The organism is Pseudomonas sp. 2995-3, assembly GCF_002742565.1.
Classification (GTDB): Bacteria; Pseudomonadota; Gammaproteobacteria; order Pseudomonadales; family Pseudomonadaceae; genus Aquipseudomonas; species Aquipseudomonas edaphica.
In genome coordinates this window covers 175072-197298 of sequence record NZ_LJSB01000204.1, presented here as the reverse complement: position 1 = coordinate 197298, position 22227 = coordinate 175072, and the positions used below count along the sequence as shown (strand labels likewise).

Annotated in this window: 17 protein-coding genes; 12 read left to right on the top strand and 5 right to left on the bottom strand. The window is 60.1% G+C overall.

The features are described from left to right. Positions 1-72: 72 nt before the first annotated feature. Together AOA62_RS18805 and arcD (AOA62_RS18800) are read right to left on the bottom strand one after the other, a co-directional pair. Positions 73-936, bottom strand: coding sequence for a DNA-3-methyladenine glycosylase (locus AOA62_RS18805; protein WP_099549407.1), 864 nt, complete (start codon positions 934-936; stop codon positions 73-75). Next, the gene (gene arcD / locus AOA62_RS18800; protein ID WP_056858596.1) at positions 933-2360 is read right to left on the bottom strand and encodes an arginine-ornithine antiporter; all 1428 of its coding nucleotides are present in this window, start codon (positions 2358-2360) and stop codon (positions 933-935) included. The genes AOA62_RS18805 and arcD (AOA62_RS18800) overlap by 4 nt, the downstream gene beginning before the upstream one ends. 446 nt (positions 2361-2806) lie before the next feature. On the opposite strand from arcD (AOA62_RS18800), the gene arcD (AOA62_RS18795) reads away from it, so the two are divergent. The 12 genes from arcD (AOA62_RS18795) to AOA62_RS18740 all read left to right on the top strand — a co-directional run bounded on the left by arcD (AOA62_RS18795) (position 2807) and on the right by AOA62_RS18740 (position 17240). Next, the gene (gene arcD / locus AOA62_RS18795; RefSeq protein WP_017139152.1) at positions 2807-4234 is read left to right on the top strand and encodes an arginine-ornithine antiporter; all 1428 of its coding nucleotides are present in this window, start codon (positions 2807-2809) and stop codon (positions 4232-4234) included. 24 nt (positions 4235-4258) lie between these two features. Then, the gene (gene arcA, locus AOA62_RS18790; protein WP_017139151.1) at positions 4259-5515 is read left to right on the top strand and encodes an arginine deiminase; all 1257 of its coding nucleotides are present in this window, start codon (positions 4259-4261) and stop codon (positions 5513-5515) included. A gap of 69 nt (positions 5516-5584) precedes the next feature. Next, positions 5585-6595, top strand: a complete 1011-nt coding sequence (locus tag AOA62_RS18785; RefSeq protein WP_015885593.1) for an ornithine carbamoyltransferase — start codon at positions 5585-5587, stop codon at positions 6593-6595. Positions 6596-6730: 135 nt separating this feature from the next. Then, positions 6731-7660 (top strand): carbamate kinase, encoded by a 930-nt coding sequence (gene arcC / locus AOA62_RS18780; RefSeq protein WP_099549406.1) that lies wholly within the window; start codon positions 6731-6733, stop codon positions 7658-7660. A gap of 18 nt (positions 7661-7678) precedes the next feature. Continuing rightward, positions 7679-8041 carry a DUF5064 family protein gene (locus AOA62_RS18775; protein ID WP_099549405.1) on the top strand — a complete coding sequence of 121 codons (363 nt, stop codon included), beginning with the start codon at positions 7679-7681 and terminating at the stop codon, positions 8039-8041. Positions 8042-8224: 183 nt separating this feature from the next. Continuing rightward, entirely contained in the window at positions 8225-9733 is a 1509-nt protein-coding gene (locus AOA62_RS18770; protein ID WP_099549404.1) for a sigma-54-dependent transcriptional regulator, read from the top strand. Positions 9734-10094: 361 nt separating this feature from the next. Further along, entirely contained in the window at positions 10095-10478 is a 384-nt protein-coding gene (gcvH, locus tag AOA62_RS18765) for a glycine cleavage system protein GcvH (protein ID WP_099549403.1), read from the top strand. 10 nt (positions 10479-10488) lie between these two features. Continuing rightward, positions 10489-13326: an aminomethyl-transferring glycine dehydrogenase gene (gene gcvP, locus AOA62_RS18760; RefSeq protein ID WP_099549402.1), complete on the top strand. Its 2838-nt coding sequence runs from the start codon at positions 10489-10491 to the stop codon at positions 13324-13326. Positions 13327-13512: 186 nt separating this feature from the next. Then, positions 13513-14889 (top strand): L-serine ammonia-lyase, encoded by a 1377-nt coding sequence (locus AOA62_RS18755; protein ID WP_017139145.1) that lies wholly within the window; start codon positions 13513-13515, stop codon positions 14887-14889. Between the two features lie 39 nt (positions 14890-14928). Further along, positions 14929-16053, top strand: coding sequence for a glycine cleavage system aminomethyltransferase GcvT (gcvT, locus tag AOA62_RS18750; protein WP_099549401.1), 1125 nt, complete (start codon positions 14929-14931; stop codon positions 16051-16053). 391 nt (positions 16054-16444) lie between these two features. Further along, positions 16445-16657: a cold-shock protein gene (locus AOA62_RS18745; RefSeq protein WP_017139143.1), complete on the top strand. Its 213-nt coding sequence runs from the start codon at positions 16445-16447 to the stop codon at positions 16655-16657. Between the two features lie 94 nt (positions 16658-16751). Further along, positions 16752-17240, top strand: a complete 489-nt coding sequence (locus AOA62_RS18740; RefSeq protein ID WP_099549400.1) for an RDD family protein — start codon at positions 16752-16754, stop codon at positions 17238-17240. A gap of 136 nt (positions 17241-17376) precedes the next feature. Here the strand turns inward: AOA62_RS18740 and nadA are convergent, their stop codons facing one another. From nadA to AOA62_RS18725, 3 genes are all read right to left on the bottom strand, one after another. After that, positions 17377-18435 carry a quinolinate synthase NadA gene (nadA, locus tag AOA62_RS18735; protein WP_017139141.1) on the bottom strand — a complete coding sequence of 353 codons (1059 nt, stop codon included), beginning with the start codon at positions 18433-18435 and terminating at the stop codon, positions 17377-17379. Positions 18436-18671: 236 nt separating this feature from the next. Further along, entirely contained in the window at positions 18672-20111 is a 1440-nt protein-coding gene (locus tag AOA62_RS18730; protein WP_099549399.1) for a lactate dehydrogenase, read from the bottom strand. Positions 20112-20378: 267 nt separating this feature from the next. Continuing rightward, positions 20379-21665, bottom strand: a complete 1287-nt coding sequence (locus tag AOA62_RS18725) for an OmpP1/FadL family transporter (RefSeq protein WP_017139139.1) — start codon at positions 21663-21665, stop codon at positions 20379-20381. Between the last annotated feature and the right edge of the window lie 562 nt (positions 21666-22227).

The following is a 22227-nucleotide window of genomic DNA, read 5'->3' as shown; positions in this document are numbered from 1 at the left end:
CACACATTGAACGTGTGGCCACAGTCAAATGTGGGAGCTGGCTTGCCTGCGATGAGGCCCTGACAGCCACCCTCAATCCCCCCGACTCAACGACGTCCACAAATGCTGCGCCGCATACGCCCTTAAAGGCCGCCACGCCTCGGCACGCGCCAACAACTGCCGCGCCGACACCGGCCCGCCTTCCAGCGCCGCCAGCGCATTGATCAAGCCAATATCCCCCGACGCAAACGCATCCGGCTCACGCAACTGACGCATGGCGATGTACTGCGCGGTCCAGTCGCCGATTCCCGGCAAGGCCACCAGCCGCGCCACGCCGTCCTTGAGGTTGGCCTTGGGTGCAAATAACTGCGGATCTTCCAGCAACGCCTGAGCCACACCTGACAAAGTACGGCCCCGCGCCTTGGGCATGCCCAAGGTCGCGAGGTCCGCCGCCGCCAAGACTTCGGCAACAGGAAACACATGGGTAATACCGGCATAGGGCGTTTGCAGCGGCTGGCCATACTGCGCCACCAATTTACCCGCCAGGCGAATGGCCGCGACCACCGTGATCTGCTGGCCCAGCACCGCACGAATCGCCAGTTCCAAACCGTCCCACGTCCCCGGTACACGCAGGCCAGGGCGCGCAGCCACCAGTTGTGCCATCAACGGGTCGGCGGCCAGCTGCGCATTGATCAACCCAGGCCGGGCGTCCAGATCGAACATGGCCCGCAGGCGCCGCTCGATCTCGGGCAGCGCCGCCGCGTCGGGGAACTCAACACCCACTTCCAGCCAATCGCCCGCACCCGGTGCCACGCTGAGGCAGCCGTGCTGCCCGTTCACGCTGATGCTGCGCCGATACACGCCGGCCTCAACGGTCTCCAGCCCGGTGATCGCCCGCGCCGATAAAAAACCCAGCATTGCCGCCCAGTCATAGGGCGGCTCATACGCCAATCTCACAACGACAACACCCCGCTATACAGCCCATAAGCCGCCAGCCCCGCGCCCGCGATCACGCAGCTGAAAATGCCCTTTTCCATGTGCGTAAACAAGGGCTGGCCCTGCTCGCGCTTGGCCAGGGCAAACAGGATCACGCCGGGCGCATACAACAGCGCCGAGAGCAGCAGGTACTTCAAGCCGCCGGCGTACAGCAGCCAGACGGCATAGCCAAGAGCGATCAGGCCGACCAGCAAATCCTTATAGCGCTGGCGCTGGGCACCGGCATAGGTTTCACCGCGCCCGCTCAACAGCACCGCGTAGGCCGCCGACCACAGGTAGGGCACCAGGATCATCGACGAGGCCAGGTAAATCAGGGTGGTGTAAGTGCTGTGGGAAAACAGCGTGATCACCAGGAACACCTGGATCATCAGGTTGGTCAGCCACAGCGCGTTGACCGGCACCCGGTTGGGGTTTTCCTTTTTCAGGAAGGCCGGCATGGTCTTGTCATGGGCAGTGGCGTAGAGGATTTCCGCACACAGCAGCGCCCATGAGAGCAAGGCGCCGAGCAGTGACACGGCCAACCCGATGCTGATCGCCATCGCGCCCCACGGCCCGACGATATGTTCCAGCACACCTGCCAGGGACGGGTTTTGCAATTGCGCCAGCTCCGGCTGGCTCATGATGCCCAGGGACAGCACATTCACCAGCACCAGCAGTGCCAGCACGCCGAGAAAGCCGATCACGGTGGCGCGGCCCACGTCCGAGCGCTTCTCGGCGCGCGCCGAATACACGCTGGCGCCCTCGATGCCGATAAACACGAACACGGTGACCAGCATCATGTTGCGCACCTGATCGACCACGCTGCCAAATTGCGGGTTGCCCAGGCCCCAGATATCACGGGTGAAAATATCCGCCTTGAACGCCACGGCGGCGATCACGATAAACATCAGCAACGGCACGATCTTCGCCACTGTGGTGATCTGGTTGATGAACGCCGCCTCCTTGATGCCGCGCAGCACCAGAAAATGCACGGCCCACAGCAGCAGTGAGGCGCAGCCGATGGCGACTGGTGTATTGCCCTGGCCGAACACCGGGAAAAAGTAGCCGAGGGTGCTGAACAGCAACACGAAGTAACCGACGTTGCCCATCCACGCACTGATCCAGTAGCCCCAGGCCGACGAAAACCCCATGTAGTCACCGAACCCGGCCTTGGCGTAGGCGTACACGCCGGAATCCAGTTCAGGTTTGCGATTGGCCAGGGTCTGGAACACAAACGCCAGGGTGAGCATGCCGACGGCGGTGATGGCCCAGCCGATCAACACCGCGCCCACTTCGGCGCGTGCGGCCATGTTCTGCGGCAAAGAGAAAATCCCGCCGCCGATCATCGACCCCACCACCAGGGCAATCAGCGCGCTGAGACGTAGTTTCTCGGCCGGTTGGGACATGCAAACTCCTGAAATAAAATAGTTTGAGAGAACAAGCGCGCACTCAACTAATTAAATCAGCGAGTGCAGCGTTTATTAAAGACAGCGATAAAACCGTCACGCTCATAACGCAACGGCATGACAGTTTATAAAGTTTAAGCTTATTTAGATTTTAAATAGAGCAGGCACTTGGCCAGTTTTTGCAGACTTAACCCGTTAATTGAGAAAAGTTTGCACATTCGACAAAGCGGGCCAGGGTCAAACGTCCACACCTCGGACTAAATGCTTGATCAAAACGCAGGAGCCGCTCTGGAAAGCGCCTTTGCGGGGCAAACTATTGCCCCGGGATCTTACCCCTAAGTCATTAATTCACAATGGAATGTGCCAATGACGTGATCTAAGTCAGCTGTTTGATCAGCGCACGGAATTATTCTGTGCTCTCTCTTCTCCTGCATTGGAGTCATGCAATGTCTGACACTCCCGGAAAACTTCGACTCGGCGCCCTGGTTGCGCTGGTCGTGGGCTCAATGATTGGCGGCGGGATCTTCTCACTGCCGCAAAACATGGCCGCCAGCGCCGATGTCGGCGCGGTGTTGATCGGCTGGGTCATTACCGCCATCGGCATGCTCACCCTGGCTTTCGTGTTCCAGACCCTGGCCAACCGCAAACCTGACCTCGACGGCGGCGTATACGCCTACGCCAAAGCCGGCTTCGGCGACTACATGGGCTTCTCGTCGGCCTGGGGCTACTGGATCAGCGCCTGGCTGGGCAACGTCGGATACTTCGTGTTGCTGTTCAGCACCCTCGGTTACTTCTTCCCGATCTTTGGCGAAGGCAACACACCCGCTGCGGTGATTGGCGCCTCGGTGCTGCTGTGGGCCGTGCACTTTCTGGTACTGCGCGGCATCAAGGAAGCGGCGTTCATCAACCTGGTGACCACCGTCGCCAAAGTGGTGCCGCTGGTGCTGTTCGTGTTGATCGCTGTGTTCGCGTTCAAGCTGGACATTTTCACCGCTGACATCTGGGGCGTGAAAAACCCCGACCTGGGCAGCGTGATGAACCAGGTGCGCAACATGATGCTGGTCACCGTGTGGGTGTTTATCGGCATCGAAGGCGCGAGCATCTTCTCGTCCCGTGCGGAAAAACGCAGCGACGTCGGCAAGGCCACCGTAATCGGTTTTATCACCGTGCTGCTGTTTTTGATGCTGGTGAACGTGCTGTCCCTGGGCATCATGACCCAACCGGAACTGGCCAAACTGCAGAACCCTTCGATGGCTGCCGTGCTGGAGCATGTGGTGGGCCACTGGGGCGCGGTGTTGATCAGCGTCGGCTTGATCATCTCGCTGTTGGGTGCGCTGCTGTCGTGGGTGCTGCTGTGTGCGGAGATCATGTTCGCCGCCGCCAAGGACCACACCATGCCGGAGTTCCTGCGTAAGGAAAACGCCAACCACGTGCCGGTCAATGCCCTGTGGCTGACCAATGCGATGGTGCAGGTATTCCTGGTCATCACGCTGTTTTCGGCCAGCACTTACCTGTCGCTGATCTACCTCGCCACCTCGATGATCCTGGTGCCTTACCTGTGGTCGGCGGCCTATGCACTGCTGCTGGCGGTGCGCGGCGAGACCTACGAAAACGCCCTGCGCGAGCGCAAGAAAGACCTGTTCATCGGCGCCATCGCGTTGATCTACGCGGTGTGGCTGCTCTACGCCGGTGGCACCAAGTACCTGCTGCTCTCCGCCCTGCTGTATGCCCCCGGCGTGATCCTGTTCGCCAAGGCCAAGCATGAACTGGGCAAACCGATTTTCACCAACGTCGAGAAGCTGATTTTCGCCGCGGTAGTCATTGGCGCCCTGGTGGCTGCTTATGGCCTCTACGCCGGCTTCCTGACTCTGTAACTTTTGTTCACTGGAGGATCTGTAATGACCACGGAAAAAGTGAAGTACGGCGTACATTCCGAAGCCGGCAAACTGCGTAAAGTCATGGTGTGCTCCCCAGGTTTGGCCCACCAGCGGCTGACCCCCAACAACTGCGATGAACTGCTGTTCGATGACGTGTTGTGGGTGGCCCAGGCCAAGCGCGACCACTTCGACTTCGTAACCAAGATGCGCGAGCGGGACATTGATGTGCTGGAAATGCACAACCTGCTGACCGATATCGTCGCCATCCCCGAAGCGCTGGACTGGATTCTGGAGCGCAAGATCACCGCCAATACGGTGGGCCTGGGCCTGGTCGATGAAGTCGGCTCGTGGCTGCGCAGCCTGGAGCCGCGCAAAATCAGCGAGTTCCTGATTGGCGGCGTGTCGGCCGATGACCTGCCGAGCAGCTTCGGCGGCCGGACCATCGAGATGTTCCGCGACTTCCTCGGCCACTCAAGCTTCATCCTGCCGCCGCTGCCCAACACTCAGTTCACCCGCGACACCACCTGCTGGATCTACGGCGGTGTGACGCTCAACCCGATGTACTGGCCGGCGCGACGTCAGGAAACCCTGCTGGCCAGCGCCATCTATAAATTCCACCCCGAGTTCACCAACGCCGACTTCCAGATCTGGTACGGCGACCCCGACCAGGAACACGGGGCCGCCACACTGGAAGGCGGCGACGTGATGCCGATTGGCAATGGCGTGGTGTTGATCGGCATGGGCGAGCGTTCTTCGCACCAGGCGATTGGCCAACTGGCGCGCAACCTGTTCAAAAACAAAGCCGTGGAACGCGTGATCGTTGCCGGCCTGCCGAAGTCCCGCGCGGCGATGCACCTGGATACGGTGTTCAGCTTCTGCGACCGCGACCTGGTGACGATCTTCCCCGAAGTGGTCAACCAGATCGTGCCCTTCACCCTGCGCCCGGATGAAAGCAAACCACACGGCATCGACATCCAGCGCGAGAAAACCAACTTCCTCGAAACCGTGGCTGCAGCCCTCAACCTCAAGACGCTGCGAGTGGTCGAGACCGGCGGCAACAGCTTCGCCGCCGAACGCGAGCAATGGGATGACGGCAACAACGTGGTGGCCGTGGAGCCCGGCGTGGTGATCGGCTACGACCGCAACACCTACACCAACACCTTGCTACGCAAGGCCGGTGTGGAAGTCATCACCATCAGCGCCGGTGAACTCGGCCGAGGCCGTGGCGGTGGCCACTGCATGACCTGCCCGATCATCCGCGACCCCATCGACTATTAATTTTTTGGCCTTGGCCGCTGCTTATCCAGCAGCGACCAGGGGGATAACCGAAACCTAAGGAGATCCATCATGGCTTTTAATATGCGCAACCGCAGCCTGCTCTCGCTGATGCACCACACTACCCGCGAGCTGAACTACCTGCTGGACCTGTCCCGCGACCTCAAACGCGCCAAGTACACCGGCACCGAGCGTCCGCACCTGCAAGGCAAGAACATCGCGCTGATCTTCGAAAAAACCTCGACTCGCACCCGTTGCGCGTTCGAAGTGGCGGCCCATGACCAGGGCGCCCACGTCACCTATATCGACCCAGTGTCGTCGCAGATCGGCCACAAAGAAAGCATGAAAGACACCGCCCGCGTCCTGGGCCGCATGTTCGATGCCATCGAGTACCGTGGCTTTGAACAGGAAATCGTCGAAGAGCTGGCCAAGTTCGCTGGTGTGCCGGTATTCAACGGCCTCACCGCCGAATTCCACCCAACCCAAATGATCGCCGACACCCTGACCATGCGCGAGCACAGCGACAAGCCGCTGCATGACATCAGCTACGCGTACCTGGGCGACGCACGTTACAACATGGGCAACTCGTTGCTGATGATCGGCGCCAAACTGGGCATGGACGTGCGCATCGGCGCGCCGAAAGCGCTGTGGCCACACGAAGACTTCATCAAGCAGTGCCAGGCGTTTGCCGAAGAAAGCGGCGCGCGCATCACCATCACCGAAGACCCGAAAGAAGCGGTCAAAGGCGTCGACTTCATCCACACCGATATCTGGGTGTCGATGGGTGAGCCGGTGGAAGCGTGGGACGAGCGTATCGAGCAACTGCTGCCGTACCAGGTCAACGCCAAGATGATGAAAGCCTCGGGCAACCCACGCGTGAAGTTCATGCACTGCCTGCCGGCGTTCCATAACAGCGAGACCAAGGTGGGCAAGGACATCGCCGCGCGCTATCCGAACCTGGCCAATGGTGTGGAAGTGACTGAGGAAGTGTTCGAGTCGCCAGCCAACATCGCGTTTGAGCAGGCGGAAAACCGCATGCATACCATCAAGGCAATTCTGGTGTCGGCGCTGGCGGATATCTAACCCCACTCTGATCGTTCCCACGCTCTGCGTGGGAATGCAGCCAGTGACGCTCTGCGTCACAAGAGCGGACGCAGAGCGTCCAGTGAGGCATTCCCACGCAGAGCGTGGGAACGATCCTTCTAAAAGGAATGCATTATGCGCATCGTCGTAGCCCTGGGCGGTAACGCCCTGCTCCGCCGTGGTGAACCCATGACGGCGGACAACCAACGCGCCAATATCCGTATCGCCACCGAACAGATCGCCAAAATCCACCCCAGCAACGAATTGGTGATCGCCCACGGCAATGGCCCGCAAGTCGGCCTGCTGTCGTTGCAGGCAGCGGCTTACACCCAGGTTTCGCCGTACCCGCTGGACGTGCTCGGTGCCGAGACCGAAGGCATGATCGGCTACATCATCGAACAGGAACTGGGCAACCTGCTGGACTTCGAGGTGCCGTTCGCCACCTTGCTCACCCAAGTGGAAGTCGACGCCAAAGACCCGGCCTTCCAGAACCCGACCAAGCCCATCGGCCCGGTGTACTCCAAAGCCGAAGCCGAAAAACTCGCCGCCGAAAAAGGCTGGGCCATCGCGCCCGATGGCGATAAATACCGCCGTGTGGTGGCCAGCCCACGCCCGAAACGCATCTTCGAAATCCGCCCGATCAAGTGGCTGCTGGAAAAACGCGCCATTGTGATCTGCGCCGGTGGTGGCGGCATCCCGACCATGTATGGCGACGACGGCACGCTGCGCGGCATTGAAGCGGTGATCGACAAAGACCTGTGCTCATCCTTGCTGGCATCACAACTGGACGCGGATTTGCTGGTGATTGCCACCGACGTCAATGCGGCTTTTATCGACTTCGGCAAGCCGACCCAAAAGGCCATCGGCCAGGCCCATCCCGATGACATGGAGAAACTCGGCTTCGCCGCCGGCTCCATGGGGCCGAAGGTACAAGCGGCCTGCGAGTTCGCCCGCCAGACTGGCAAAACTGCCGTCATCGGTTCACTCTCGGATATCGAAGCCATCGTCCAGGGCAGCGCCGGCACGCGTATCAGCACGGCTAAACCTGGCATCACCTACCTGTGAAGTAGAGGAGAAACGCCTATGGCCACCTTTGAACCCGGTCACCTGCACATCGAACGTCACGCGCTCAACAAGGATGACTACAGCTACAACCTGTGCATCGACTACGAGGTCAGCCAGGATCCAAAGGAAGGCAAGGGAATGCTCTTCAAGCTGCACGGCTCGGTGCAGGGCAAGGACCTCAAGGAGGAATTCTTTTTACCCAAGGATCAGGCCTTCGACTTTGCCCGGCATGCGATGAACATCGCGCAGAAATATGGAATGCCGAAGGCTGCGACGCTTAACGGCCAGATGCACAAGCAGTACGACTTGATGTTTGAGGATGTGCGGCATCAGTTGGATGTGAAATCCGGCGATCCGGTCAAACCGGAACACCTGGAGTAACAACACCGTAAGTCCAATGTGGGAGCTGGCTTGTGTGGGAGCTGGCTTGCCTGCGATGCGGTCACCTCGGTGTATCAGGTAGACCAAGGTGATGCTATCGCAGGCAAGCCAGCTCCCACATTTTGATCTCCCTGCGCTCCAAGGCATACTTGCCGCCTCCAGTTCCCCAGAATTGCCAGCCCCATGCGTATCCACGTCAGCTTCATCGACCGCGTCGGCATTACCCAGGAAGTCCTGGCCCTGCTCGGTGGGCGCAATCTCAACCTGGATGCGGTGGAGATGGTGCCGCCCAACGTGTACATCGACGCGCCGACCCTGAGCGCCGAGGTGCTCGAAGAGCTGCGCGATGCGCTGTTCAGCGTGCACGGCGTACAGGCGGTCACCGTGGTGGATATCCTTCCCGGCCAACGCCGCCACCTGCAACTCGACGCGTTGCTCGCGGCCATGACCGACCCGGTGCTGGCCCTGGACAGCGCGGGCAAGATCCTGCTGGCCAACCCGGCGCTGATCGCGCTGTATGGCCGCGAACCGGCGGGTGAAAGCATCAGCGCGTTGTTCAATGACCCGGCGTTGCTGGAAACCTTGCTCGAACAGGGCTTTCGTTTGCCGTTGCGCGAAATCAGCGTCAACGGCCAGACCTTTTTGCTCGACGCCACGCCGATCACTGACGCCGGCGCCCTGCTCACTCTGTACCAACCCAACCGCATCGGCGAACAGCTGTCGGCGCTGCACCATGACCATGCCGAAGGTTTTGATGCGCTGCTGGGCGAGTCGCCGGTGATTCGCACGCTCAAGGCGCGGGCGCAACGGGTGGCGGCGCTGGATGCACCGCTGTTGATCCAGGGCGAAACCGGCACCGGCAAAGAGCTGGTCGCACGCGCCTGCCATGCGATCAGTGCGCGGCACAGTGCGCCGTTTCTAGCGTTGAACTGCGCGGCGCTACCGGAAAATCTCGCCGAAAGTGAATTGTTCGGTTATGCGCCTGGCGCCTTTACCGGCGCGCAGCGTGGCGGCAAGCCGGGGCTGATGGAGTTGGCCAACCAGGGCACGGTGTTCCTTGATGAGATCGGTGAGATGTCGCCGTATTTGCAGGCCAAGCTGCTGCGGTTTCTCAACGACGGCAGCTTTCGCCGGGTGGGCGGCGACCGCGAAGTGAAGGTCAATGTGCGTATTCTCAGCGCTACTCACCGCGACCTGGAAAAGATGGTCAGCGAGGGCACCTTCCGCGAAGACCTGTTCTACCGCCTTAATGTGCTCAACGTCGAAGTGCCGCCGCTGCGCGAGCGCGGCCAGGACATTCTGCTGCTGGCGCGCTACTTCATGCAGCAGGCCTGTGCGCAGATCCAGCGCCCGGTGTGCCGCCTGGCGCCTGGCACTTATCCGGCGCTGCTGGGCAACCGCTGGCCGGGTAATGTGCGCCAGCTGCAGAACGTGATCTTCCGCGCCGCCGCCATCTGCGAAAGCAGCCTGGTGGACATCGGTGACCTCGACATCGCCGGCACCTCAGTGGCGCGCCAGAGCGACGGTGAAGTCGACAGCCTGGAGCAAGCGGTGGAAGACTTCGAGCGCAACCTGCTGGAAACGCTTTACACCAGTTATCCCTCGACCCGCCAACTGGCCAGCCGCTTGCAAACGTCCCACACGGCGATCGCCCATCGCTTGCGCAAGTACGGCATTCCAAACAAAACCTGAAAATGTAGAGATCAAAATGTGGGGCTTGTGTGGGAGCCAGCTCCCACACAAGCCCCCTCCCCCATGGAGGGCATCCAAGTTTTGGTCTGAGAACGACATCCGCTGTACTGAAAGCGCTACAGCGTAACGATATCGCTACAACCCTGTTTTTTGCGCGCCATGCAAGGCTTTGATCCGCATAGGCTTTTTTTGGTGTGCCCGAGTGTAGCGAAATCGCTACAGCTGAAAATCATATCGTCATAACCAAAATCGTTAAGTAGCTGATTTATAACGACTTAATAACATTGGCCGCAATATTGCTAAGCAACTCCCCATTATTCCAATCCCGTCCACCAGACGAATCTGGCCCTGAGGAGTTTCCATGAGCGAGTTGCGTTTCACTGAAGATCACGAATGGCTGCGCGCCGAAGCCGATGGCAGCGTCACCGTGGGTATCACCGCTTTCGCGCAGAATGCGCTGGGTGATGTGGTTTTCGTGCAACTGCCGGAGTTGCAGGCTTACGACAAGGGCGCCGAAGCCTCCACCGTGGAATCGGTAAAAGCCGCCAGCGGCGTGTACATGCCGCTGACCGGTGAAGTGCTCGAAGTGAACGAAGCACTCAGCGACAGCCCGGAACTGGTCAACGAAGACCCGATGGGCGAAGGTTGGTTCTTCCGCTTTAAACCGGCCGACGCCGAGGCGGTAGCTAAACTGCTGGATCAGGATGCGTACGACCGCCTGATCAAAGCCAACGCTGAAGCCTGAGGAGCGCGCCATGACCGTTAATCTGACCACCGCCAATGAATTCATCGCCCGCCACATCGGCCCTCGCCAGGAAGATGAGCAGCACATGCTCGCAAGCCTGGGCTTTGATTCCCTCGAAGCCCTCAGCGCCAGCGTGATCCCGGAAAGCATCAAGGGCACCAGCGTGCTCGGCCTGGAAGACGGCCTGAGCGAAGCCCAGGCCCTGGCCAAGATCAAGGCCATCGCCGGCAAGAACCAACTGTTCAAGACCTACATCGGCCAGGGCTATTACAACTGCCACACGCCGTCGCCGATCCTGCGCAACCTGCTGGAAAACCCGGCCTGGTACACCGCCTACACCCCGTATCAACCTGAAATTTCCCAAGGCCGCCTGGAAGCGCTGTTGAACTTCCAGACCCTGATCAGCGACCTTACCGGCCTGCCGATCGCCAACGCCTCCTTGCTCGACGAAGCCACCGCCGCCGCCGAAGCCATGACCTTCTGCAAGCGCCTGAGCAAGAACAAGGGCAGCAATGCCTTCTTCGCCTCGGTCCACAGCCACCCGCAAACCCTTGACGTGCTGCGCACCCGTGCCGAGCCGCTGGGCATCGACGTGGTAGTGGGCGATGAGCGTGAACTGACTGACGTCAGCGCGTTCTTCGGCGCTCTGCTGCAGTACCCGGCGAGCAACGGTGACGTGTTCGACTACCGCGAACTGACCGAGCGCTTCCACGCCGCCAACGCACTGGTGGCCGTGGCCGCAGACCTGCTGGCCCTGACCCTGCTGACCCCGCCGGGTGAGTTCGGCGCCGACGTGGCCATCGGCAGCGCGCAACGCTTCGGCGTACCGCTGGGTTTTGGTGGCCCGCACGCGGCGTACTTCTCCACCAAGGATGCGTTCAAGCGCGACATGCCCGGCCGTCTGGTCGGTGTGTCGGTCGACCGTTTCGGCAAGCCGGCCCTGCGCCTGGCCATGCAGACCCGCGAGCAACATATCCGTCGCGAGAAAGCCACCAGCAACATCTGCACCGCGCAAGTGCTACTGGCTAACATCGCCAGCATGTACGCCGTGTACCACGGCCCTAAAGGCCTGACCCAGATCGCCCAGCGCATTCACCAACTGACCGCGATCCTGGCCAAAGGCTTGACCGCCCTGGGCCTTAAGGTTGAGCAGGCAAACTTCTTCGACACGATCACCCTCAACACGGGCGCCAACACCGCCGCCCTGCACGACAAGGCCCGCGCCCAGCGCATCAACCTGCGTGTGGTCGATGCTGAACGCGTTGGCCTGTCGGTCGACGAAACCACCACCCAGGCCGATATCGAAGCCCTGTGGGCGATCTTCGCCGACGGCAAGGCACTGCCCGCCTTTGCTGCGACTGAAAGCACCTTGCCCGCCGCGCTGTTGCGCCAGTCGCCGATCCTCAGCCACCCGGTGTTCAACCGTTACCACTCCGAAACCGAGCTGATGCGCTACCTGCGCAAGCTGGCCGACAAGGACCTGGCGCTGGACCGCACCATGATCCCGCTGGGTTCGTGCACCATGAAACTCAACGCCGCCAGCGAAATGATCCCGGTGACCTGGGCCGAATTCGGTGCCCTGCACCCCTTCGCCCCGGCCGCACAAAGCGCCGGCTACCTGGAGCTGACTTCCGACCTGGAAGCCATGCTCTGCGCGGCCACCGGCTACGACGCGATCTCCCTGCAGCCGAACGCCGGTTCCCAAGGTGAATACGCCGGCCTCTTGGCCATTCGTGCTTACCACCAGAGCCGTGGCGAAGAACGCCGCGACATCTGCCTGATCCCGTCTTCGGCCCACGGCACCAACCCTGCGACCGCCAACATGGCCGGTATGCGCGTGGTGGTGACCGCCTGCGACGCACGCGGCAACGTCGACATCGAAGACCTGCGCGCCAAAGCCATCGAGCACCGCGAGCACCTCGCTGCGCTGATGATCACCTACCCGTCCACCCACGGCGTGTTTGAAGAAGGCATCCGCGAAATCTGCGGGATCATTCATGACAACGGCGGCCAGGTGTACATCGACGGCGCCAACATGAACGCAATGGTCGGCCTGTGCGCACCGGGCAAGTTCGGTGGCGACGTGTCCCACCTGAACCTGCACAAAACCTTCTGCATTCCGCACGGCGGTGGCGGCCCGGGCGTTGGCCCGATTGGGGTTAAATCCCACCTCACGCCATTCCTGCCAGGCCACGCGGCCATGGAGCGCAAGGAAGGCGCGGTGTGCGCGGCGCCATTTGGCAGCGCGAGCATTTTGCCGATCACCTGGATGTACATCAGCATGATGGGCGGCGCGGGCCTCAAGCGCGCCTCGCAGCTGGCGATCCTGAACGCCAACTACATTTCCCGTCGCCTTGAAGAGCATTACCCCGTGCTCTACACCGGCAGCAACGGCCTGGTGGCACACGAGTGCATCCTGGACCTGCGCCCCTTGAAAGACAGCAGCGGCATCAGCGTGGATGACGTGGCCAAGCGTCTGATCGATTTTGGTTTCCATGCGCCGACCATGTCGTTCCCGGTAGCGGGCACCTTGATGATCGAGCCGACCGAAAGCGAATCCAAAGAAGAACTGGACCGCTTCTGTGACGCCATGATTGCCATCCGCGAGGAAATTCGCGCAGTCGAAAACGGCACCTTGGACAAAGACGACAACCCACTGAAAAACGCCCCGCACACGGCGGCTGAAATCGTCGGTGAATGGAGCCACCCGTACAGCCGTGAACAGGCGGTGTACCCGGTGGCGTCGTTGATCGAGGGCAAATACTGGCCGCCGGTTGGCCGGGTCGACAACGTGTTTGGCGACCGTAACCTGGTGTGTGCGTGCCCGTCGATCGAGAGCTACGCGTAACCCTGACTGAACTCGGTCAATGTGGGAGCTGGTTTTTGTGGGAGCTGGCTTGCCTGCGATGCAGGCACCTCGGTCTATCAGGTAGACCAGGGTGATGCTATCGCAGGCAAGCCAGCTCCCACACAAGCCCGGTTTCTACACTGAGCGAGCAAGTCTTCCAAAATAATAAGAAACCGGAGAACAACCATGTCCCTTAGCGTGTTCGACCTGTTCAAGATTGGCATCGGCCCCTCCAGCTCCCATACCGTCGGCCCGATGCGCGCCGCCGCTCGATTCGTCGAAGGCCTCAAGCGTGACAACCTGCTGAGCGCCACCAGCGGCATCAAGGTGGAGCTCTATGGCTCGCTGGGCGCCACCGGCAAAGGTCACGGCAGCGACAAGGCCGTGTTGCTGGGCCTGGAAGGCGAACACCCAGACACCGTGAATACTGAAACCGTCGCCGCACGCCTTGCGCAAATGCGCGGTGACGGTCGCTTGAACCTGCTCGGTGAACACAGCATTGCGTTCAACGAGAAAGAGCACCTGGCGATGATTCGCAAGCCTCTCGCCTACCACCCCAACGGTATGATTTTTCGTGCCTTCGACGCCGCCGGTATCCAGATCCGCAGCCGCGAGTATTACTCGGTCGGCGGTGGGTTTGTGGTGGATGAAGACGCTGCCGGCGCTGACCGGATTGTCGAAGACACCACGCCGCTGACCTTCCCTTTCAAGCACGCCAAGGACTTGCTTGGCCATTGCGCCACCTACGGGCTGTCCATCAGCCAGGTGATGCTCACCAATGAAAGTGCCTGGCGCCCGGAGGCGGAAACCCGCGCCGGCTTGCTGAACATCTGGCAGGTGATGCAGGACTGCGTGGATGCCGGTTGTCGCAACGAAGGCATCTTGCCCGGCGGCTTGAAGGTCAAGCGCCGTGCAGCGGCGCTGCATCGGCAGCTGTGCAAGAACCCCGAATCGGCATTGCGCGACCCGTTGTCGGTGCTGGATTGGGTCAACCTGTATGCGCTGGCGGTCAACGAAGAAAACGCCAACGGCGGGCGCGTGGTCACCGCGCCCACCAACGGTGCGGCCGGGATCGTGCCAGCGGTGCTGCATTACTACATGCGCTTTATCCCCGGCGCGAACGAGGACGGCGTGGTGCGCTTTCTGCTCACCGCCGCCGCCATCGGTATTTTGTACAAGGAAAACGCCTCGATTTCCGGCGCCGAAGTCGGCTGCCAGGGCGAAGTCGGCGTGGCCTGTTCCATGGCCGCAGGCGCTTTGTGCGAAGTGTTGGGCGGCAGCGTGTCCCAAGTGGAAAACGCTGCCGAGATCGGCATGGAACACAACCTCGGCCTGACCTGCGACCCGATTGGCGGGCTGGTGCAGGTACCGTGCATCGAGCGCAACGCCATGGGCTCGGTCAAGGCGATCAATGCCGTGCGCATGGCCTTGCGTGGTGACGGGCAGCACTTTGTCTCACTCGACAAGGTCATCCGCACCATGCGCCAGACTGGCGCCGACATGAAAAGCAAATACAAGGAAACCGCCCGTGGCGGTTTGGCCGTCAACATTATCGAGTGCTGACGCCTACAAGCGCGTCCGCACGTTTTTCAGGAGCTGAACATGTCCACCGAAACCCTGTTGAAAACCCCATTGCACGCGCTGCACATCGAGTTGGGCGCGCGCATGGTGCCCTTCGCCGGCTACGACATGCCGGTGCAATACCCGCTGGGTGTGATGAAGGAACACCTGCACACCCGTGATCAAGCCGGGTTGTTCGACGTGTCCCACATGGGCCAGATCCGCCTGACCGGCGCCAACGCCGCCAAGGCCCTGGAAACCCTGGTGCCGGTCGACATCATCGACCTGCCCGTGGGCATGCAGCGCTACGCCATGTTCACCAATGACCAGGGCGGCATCCTTGACGACCTGATGGTGGCCAACCTGGGCAACGACGAACTGTTCCTGGTGGTCAACGCGGCTTGCAAGGACCAGGACCTGGCCCACCTGCGCAAACACATTGGCGAGCAGTGCAGCATCGAACCGCTGTTCGAAGAGCGCGCCCTGCTGGCCTTGCAAGGCCCGGAGGCAGTGAAAGTGCTGGCGCGCCTGGCGCCGGAAGTGACCAAGATGACTTTCATGCAGTTCGCCACCCTGCGCCTGCTGGGCGTGGAGTGCTACGTGAGCCGCTCGGGTTACACCGGCGAAGACGGTTTTGAGATCTCCGTACCGGCGGCCAATGCCGAGAGCCTGGCGCGCAGCCTGCTCGCCGAAACCGAAGTTCAAGCCATCGGCCTGGGCGCCCGCGATTCCCTGCGCCTGGAAGCCGGCCTGTGCCTGTATGGCCATGACATGAACACCGAAACCACGCCGATCGAAGCCAGCCTGCTCTGGGCGATCTCCAAGGCCCGTCGTGCCGATGGCGCGCGTGCTGGCGGCTTCCCGGGCGCTGACCGCATCTTCACCCAGCAACAAGCCGGCGTAAGCCGCAAGCGCGTGGGCCTGCTGCCACAGGAACGGACCCCGGTGCGTGAAGGCGCAGAAATCGTCGACGAACACGGCACGGTGATCGGCAGCGTGTGCAGCGGCGGTTTTGGCCCGACACTGGGCGGCCCATTGGCCATGGGTTACCTGGACAGCGCATTTGTCGCACTGGACACCGAAGTGTCTGCGTTGGTACGTGGGAAAAAGGTGCCACTACGTGTAAGTAAAATGCCATTTGTACCGCAACGTTACTACCGTGGCTGATTGACTGTTCCTATAAGTAACGCGGTTGCGTTAACGCGCACTAATTTGTAACGCAACCGCCATAAAAGAGTGCATTGACGATAGTCATTTTAATAGGCGCAAACCTATAACAAGTGAGCAACGCTATCGAATATGTGGGATCCACTTTTAGTCAACGAAGTGTCATATGGCCGAGCAAAACCTGGGGATTCTCCGGGGCTTGTTTTTTCCATATTAGTTGACGTAGAGTTTAGCCACTGTGTTTGCATGGGTCGCTTTGAACCTGGACCTGGGCAGTAGCCATAAGTTTGCTACAACCCGTTCGACGTCTCTTACTTTCCTGCAACCCAGCCCAGTACTCTTTCATGTGAAAGGGGCTGTCATTAATTTTTAGCGTCAAAGGAAATAAGAAATGTCGAATCGTCAGAGCGGTACCGTCAAGTGGTTTAACGACGAGAAAGGGTTTGGTTTTATCACTCCAGAAAGCGGTCCGGATCTGTTCGTGCATTTCCGCGCTATTCAGGGCAATGGCTTCAAGAGCCTGAAAGAAGGCCAGAAAGTGTCTTTCATCGCCGTGCAAGGCCAGAAAGGCATGCAGGCTGACGAAGTACAAGCAGAAGGCTGATCCTTACTGCGACAAAAAGCCCCTGATGGTAACATCAGGGGCTTTTTTATGTGCGTTTGCTCGTAAAATGGCTTTTTTCTCAAGAGAGACGGCCATGCCCAAACCTTTGTTGAGCCCCCAAGGCGAATTCCCCGCCGTTGGCCTGGGCCGTCGTCTGGCAGCGATGTTCTATGACTTCCTGTTGTGCACCGCGCTGCTGATCGTCACCGCGTTTATCTACAAGCTGGTGTGGATGGCGTTTATCGGCGAAGCCAGGATGCGCACGCTCACCGAGTCCGGCGCGCTGGACGGCGACCCGCTGCTGTCGACGATCCTGTTTTTTGTGCTGTTTGGTTTCTTCGCCAAGTTCTGGACCCATTCGGGGCAGACATTGGGCATGCAGGTGTGGGGCGTGCGCGTGCAGAACGCCGACGGCTCGCGCATCAGCCTGTGGCAGGCGCTGCTGCGCTTTGTGGTGGCGATTGCATCGTGGTTGTGCGTGGGGCTGGGGTTTGTCTGGTCGGTGTTTGATAAGCGCAAGCGCAGCTGGCATGACATCTACTCGGATACGCAGCTGGTGCACATTCCAAAGCAGAAAAAGTAACCCAAGAACACTAGAGATCAAGTGTGGGAGCTGGCTTGTCTGCGATGGCGATCGTTCAGTCACAGCAGCATTGACTGATAGACCGCTATCGCAGGCAAGCCAGCTCCCACATTTTGTTTATGTGTTCAACTTCAGGTCAGGCGTTGCCAGCCAGCTTGAGGCGCGCAGCCTGGGTAAAGTCCAACATGCGTTTGAGCGGGCGCACGGCGTGCGGGATCACCGACGGCTCGACGAAGATCTCATTACTGCCCTCACGCAAACACTGCAGTGTGCGCTCCAGCGTATTCATCGCCATCCACGGGCAGTGCGCGCAACTGCGGCACGCCGCGCCGTTGCCGGCGGTCGGTGCCTCAACGAAGACTTTATCCGGGCACAACTGCTGCATCTTGTAGAAGATGCCGCGGTCGGTGGCGACGATAAAGGTCTTGTTCGGCAAGCGCTGGGCTGCGGCAATCAGTTGGCTGGTGGAACCCACCGCGTCAGCCAATTCAATCACCGCCGTCGGCGACTCCGGGTGCACCAGGATCGCAGCGTCCGGGTACAGCGCCTTCATGTCTTCAAGCTGCTTGGACTTGAACTCTTCGTGGACGATGCACGCGCCGTCCCAGAGCAACATGTCTGCGCCGGTCTGGCGCTGAATGTAAGTGCCCAGGTGCTTGTCCGGCCCCCAGATAATCGTCTCGCCGTTGTCCATCAGGCTTTCGACGATTTCCAGCGCGCAGCTGGAGGTAACAACCCAGTCGGCACGGGCTTTGACCGCCGCCGAAGTGTTGGCGTAAACCACCACCGTGCGCTCGGGGTGCTGGTCGCAGAACGCTGAAAACTCCTCCACCGGGCAGCCCAGGTCCAGGGAGCAGGTGGCTTCCAGGGTGGGCATGAGGATGCGTTTTTCGGGGGTGAGGATTTTGGCGGTCTCGCCCATGAAACGTACACCGGCCACCAACACAGTCTTGGCCGGGTGGGCAGCGCCAAAGCGGGCCATTTCCAGGGAGTCGGAGACACAGCCTCCGGTTTCTTCGGCCAGGGCCTGAATCACCGGGTCGCAATAGAAGTGGGCAACCAGCACCGCGTCCTGAGCCTTGAGCTCGGCGGCGATGGCGCTGCGCAGGCTCGCCTCTTCATCGGCGCTCAGGGCCTTGGGCTGCTTGGCGTCGAGGTGGGCTTGAACCAGTAGGCGTTCGGAAATTTGCGTCATGTTCGCAAGACCTGCAAGCGCAGTAAGCGCGAAAGTCGAGTGTACCACCGGCTCTGGAGCCCTTCGGGCGCCGCCGGACGAAGTGATTGTGTTCATCAAGCACGGTTGAAGCTGCGCAAGGCTACAGAATATCGAATCGATTCAAAAGCCTAATCTGGCATCCAGGCGCACGCCTGTCGGGCAAAAAAAACGGGAAGGCCCCGTGATGAGCCTTCCCGCTTTCATGGCGCGCAACCTCAGCGCATCAGTACAGCGGGATAGTCCTTTAGCAGCACCGAATCCTGCATGGCCGCCAGGGCGTCCTTCAAGGTTGATTGCTCCAGCGCGTCCTTGGACTTTTTAACCTCCTGGGCTGCGTGCTCCAGCAACGCCAGGTAGTCGCGTTTGGACGAGCCTTCTTTCGGCACCACCGTGTCTGACACCAACTGGGCCATCTCGTACTTCTGGGTCCGGGTGTTCTGCACCGCCGACTGCGACACAGAAGCACTCGCCAGTTGGCCATCCTTATAGGAGAAGCTCGCGGTGCTGCTGGCCTTGTCCTGCACTTGCACATACAGGTAGTTCTGCGATTCGCGGGTGCCATCCAACACCGGTGGCTCGCCACCGCTGAGGCTTTTGTGGAAGTTTGCCGACAGCACCGACTGCTGGTTCTGGGTCACGCTGCGGTCCGCGCTGCTGCGGCCATTGACCTGGGTCTTCTGCGACACGGTGTAGGAGAAGCTGTCGACTTCCGTAGGACGCATTGCGTTGAACGCACCGACGGCCTGCTTGATCGAAGCCTTGAAGTCCGCCAGCCCTGTCAGCAAACCTTTGTCGGTCGGGTTGTTGCTCAATGCATTCGTTGCGCCAGCGCCTTGGGGATAGTTGCTGTTCATGGCGCTGAACGCATCCTTGAATATCGCCATCAAATCAGCATTGGCACTACCGCGCTGTTGCACCCGGTCGAACTGGGCGAGGTAGGTTTTCATCGCATTGGCCTGCTGTTTGGAGTCACCCAGGATTGCGCGGTTTTTCAGGTCCACAGACAGGTCGACGTCGCCGGCCGGGCCACTCATACGTGTGGTGCGGCTTTGGCTGTCGGCGTGGAACGCCAGGCTCATGTCCTCGCCCCCCTGGGTTTTGACTTTGGCGTTGAGGTCCACCGACGCCAACACGCTGGTGTCGAACTGGGTCAGTTTGCTCAGGTCGAGTTTCGGCGGTACGGCGGTCAACCCATCGACCGAAGCCTGGAACGCCTTCCCCAATTGGCCGACGGCTTTGAGTTCATCCGCGGTCAAATCGCCGCCGTCGACGGTGGCCTGCACGCCCAAGCCGTCTTTCTGACTGAACAGGCTGAACGTCACCGTCTTACCGCTGGCGGTCTTGATGCTGAGGCTGATTTGGTTGTCGGCCTTGCTGTGCAACACCGCCTGGTCGGCCTTGATCCCGCCCGTATCACCGGCACGCTCTGCCGTGGTGTTGAGTACCGATTGTGAAATCCCCGCCCCGCCGCCCCCGGTGAACTGATCCACCAACGCAGCACCGAGGCCGCTGTAACGGCTGGTCGTGGAGATTGAACCGAAGCGTTGGCTGATCGCCTGGGTGACTGCGTCCTGATTATCGTTTTCCCAGGCCCACACGGTTTCGCGGCCGGGGAGCTGCCCGTTTTTGGAATAGAGATCGATAACGTCGGCCACGGGATTTCCGAGGCTGACCACGGAAGACGGCCGGGCCGGTGAGACGTCGAGGGTGTTCGCAAGCGCTGCCGGCGGTGAGGTCGTGGCGGCGCGAAGAATGAGGGGATTGGTCGCGATGATCGGCGTTAGCGTAGTCATGACAGTCCGTGTCCTAAAAGCTGATTAGCCTTCAATCTAACCAAGACACGCCGCGATTGACAGCATTGAGGTCAAAACTTACGGCAAAGGACCACGCCAAAAAACCGGCCCTTTGCCGTTATCCACAGGTCAGAAGCGGTAAGTCACCGAACCACCAAAACCATTGGCACTGTTTTCATACTTGGCGTCGTAGGTCAGCGCCAACTGAGGATTGTTGTCGCGCACCTTGATGGGCTCTTCCTTCAGGTAGGAATAGGCCACGTCAAAGGTCAGGTTATCCACAGGCGTCCAGCCGGCACCGAGGCTGAAGACGGTGCGGTCGCCCGTCGGAATACGCACCGAACGGTCGGTGTTGTTGGTTGGCGTCTGGTCCACCGAGAAGCCGGTACGCAGCACCAGCTGCTTGTTGAGCTGGTACGACAGGCCTATCGCGTGGGACCAGGTGTCGTGCCAATGCTGCTCTTCGGTGATGGAGCCCAGGCCGGCCAGCTCAGCGGTAATGTCCGACACGCCGGCGTTGTTGACCGTGATCTTCTTCAACTGGCTCCAGCGCGTGTAGGTGCTACCCACGTAGAGGGTCAAGGCGTCGGTCAGTTGGTGCGTGACCGAGAAGTCCACGGACGACGGCGTGGTGACATTCAGCTTGGCGTCATACTTCTGCGCCCCGCCGTCCAGCACATCGGAGAGCACGCCGGAGGCGTTGGTATGGCCGCTCAGGTGATAGACCACTTGCGAGTGGTAGGTGACGCCGACGCGGGTGCTGTCCAGGGCCTGCACCAGGATACCGGCGTTGAAGCCCATCGCGGTGTCGTCACCCTTGATCTTGGCCGTCTCGGTGCCCAAGCCAAACGCCGGGACTTTGGAGTCCAGCTCGCCGCTGATTTTGTTGAAGGTCGGGCCGAAACCTACCGAGACCTTGTCGTTGAACGCATAGCTGACCGTCGGCTGCACGGTGATGACCTGAATCTTGCTTTTGTTACCAAAGCCATTGCCCTGGAACCCGTGTTCATAGTCGGTCACCAGACCGAACGGCGCGTAGACCCCCAGGCCAAAGGCCCAGTGTTCATCGATCGGCGTCACCAGGTAACCCATCGGCACGGCAATGCCGGGGACCATGTCGCCTTTGTTGGTGCCAGGGTTGTCGACACCGCCTTGAGAGGAACTGGCGTCCTTGATGTTGGATTTGGCATCGAGGTAGGTGGCGCCGATGCTGACTTCATTGTGCTTGATGCGCGACATGCCGGCCGGGTTACCGAACACCGTGCTGGCGTCATCCGCCGAGGAAGAACGCCCGGCGTAGCCTGTACCCATTGAGCTGACACTTTGCTCATTGAGGGCAAAACCACCGGCGAACAGGTGTGTGGAGGCGAGCGAAATGGAGAGCGCCAAGGCGCTTTTAAGAGTTTTGTTATTCATTATTAGGACTCGAATTATTGGGCAGCGCTGGGGAAACTACCAACGTTCGAGCGAGGCGTTTATGAAGAGTTTTTCATGCTTTTGATTGTCGGACAATCTCAGTATTTTCAAAGACTTCGCCTGATTTTCCGTGTCTTTTTATGACTTTTTAACCGGATCGTGACTGCCTGGTTTCATCGTCGTAAAGCTGTCAATTTGAACGCAAATACCCCTGGATAGCCACGTTGACGACATGGGATGCGTGCATCTCTATAAACACGCCGATTAAGTCATCTTGCTGCAACAATCAAAACCCTCCCACATCGCCTGATCCACATACCCACCCCGTAAATTCAGGGACCTGATAGCCCCCATCAGTCAATTTGCACTGATTTTGTGCATTTATTTGCTGAATAACGCGGCATTCCTCACGTTTTATGTAATAAATCCTACAGACGATGTAACAATCCGTTTAATCATGACTCAAGAGCGGCAAGCCCCCCGAGCTCACGGTTTGGCTCCGGGGCATGAATCGTGTGTATTTCTACGTTAAGGATGTCGAGTGCCGAACCTGCCCTCACTC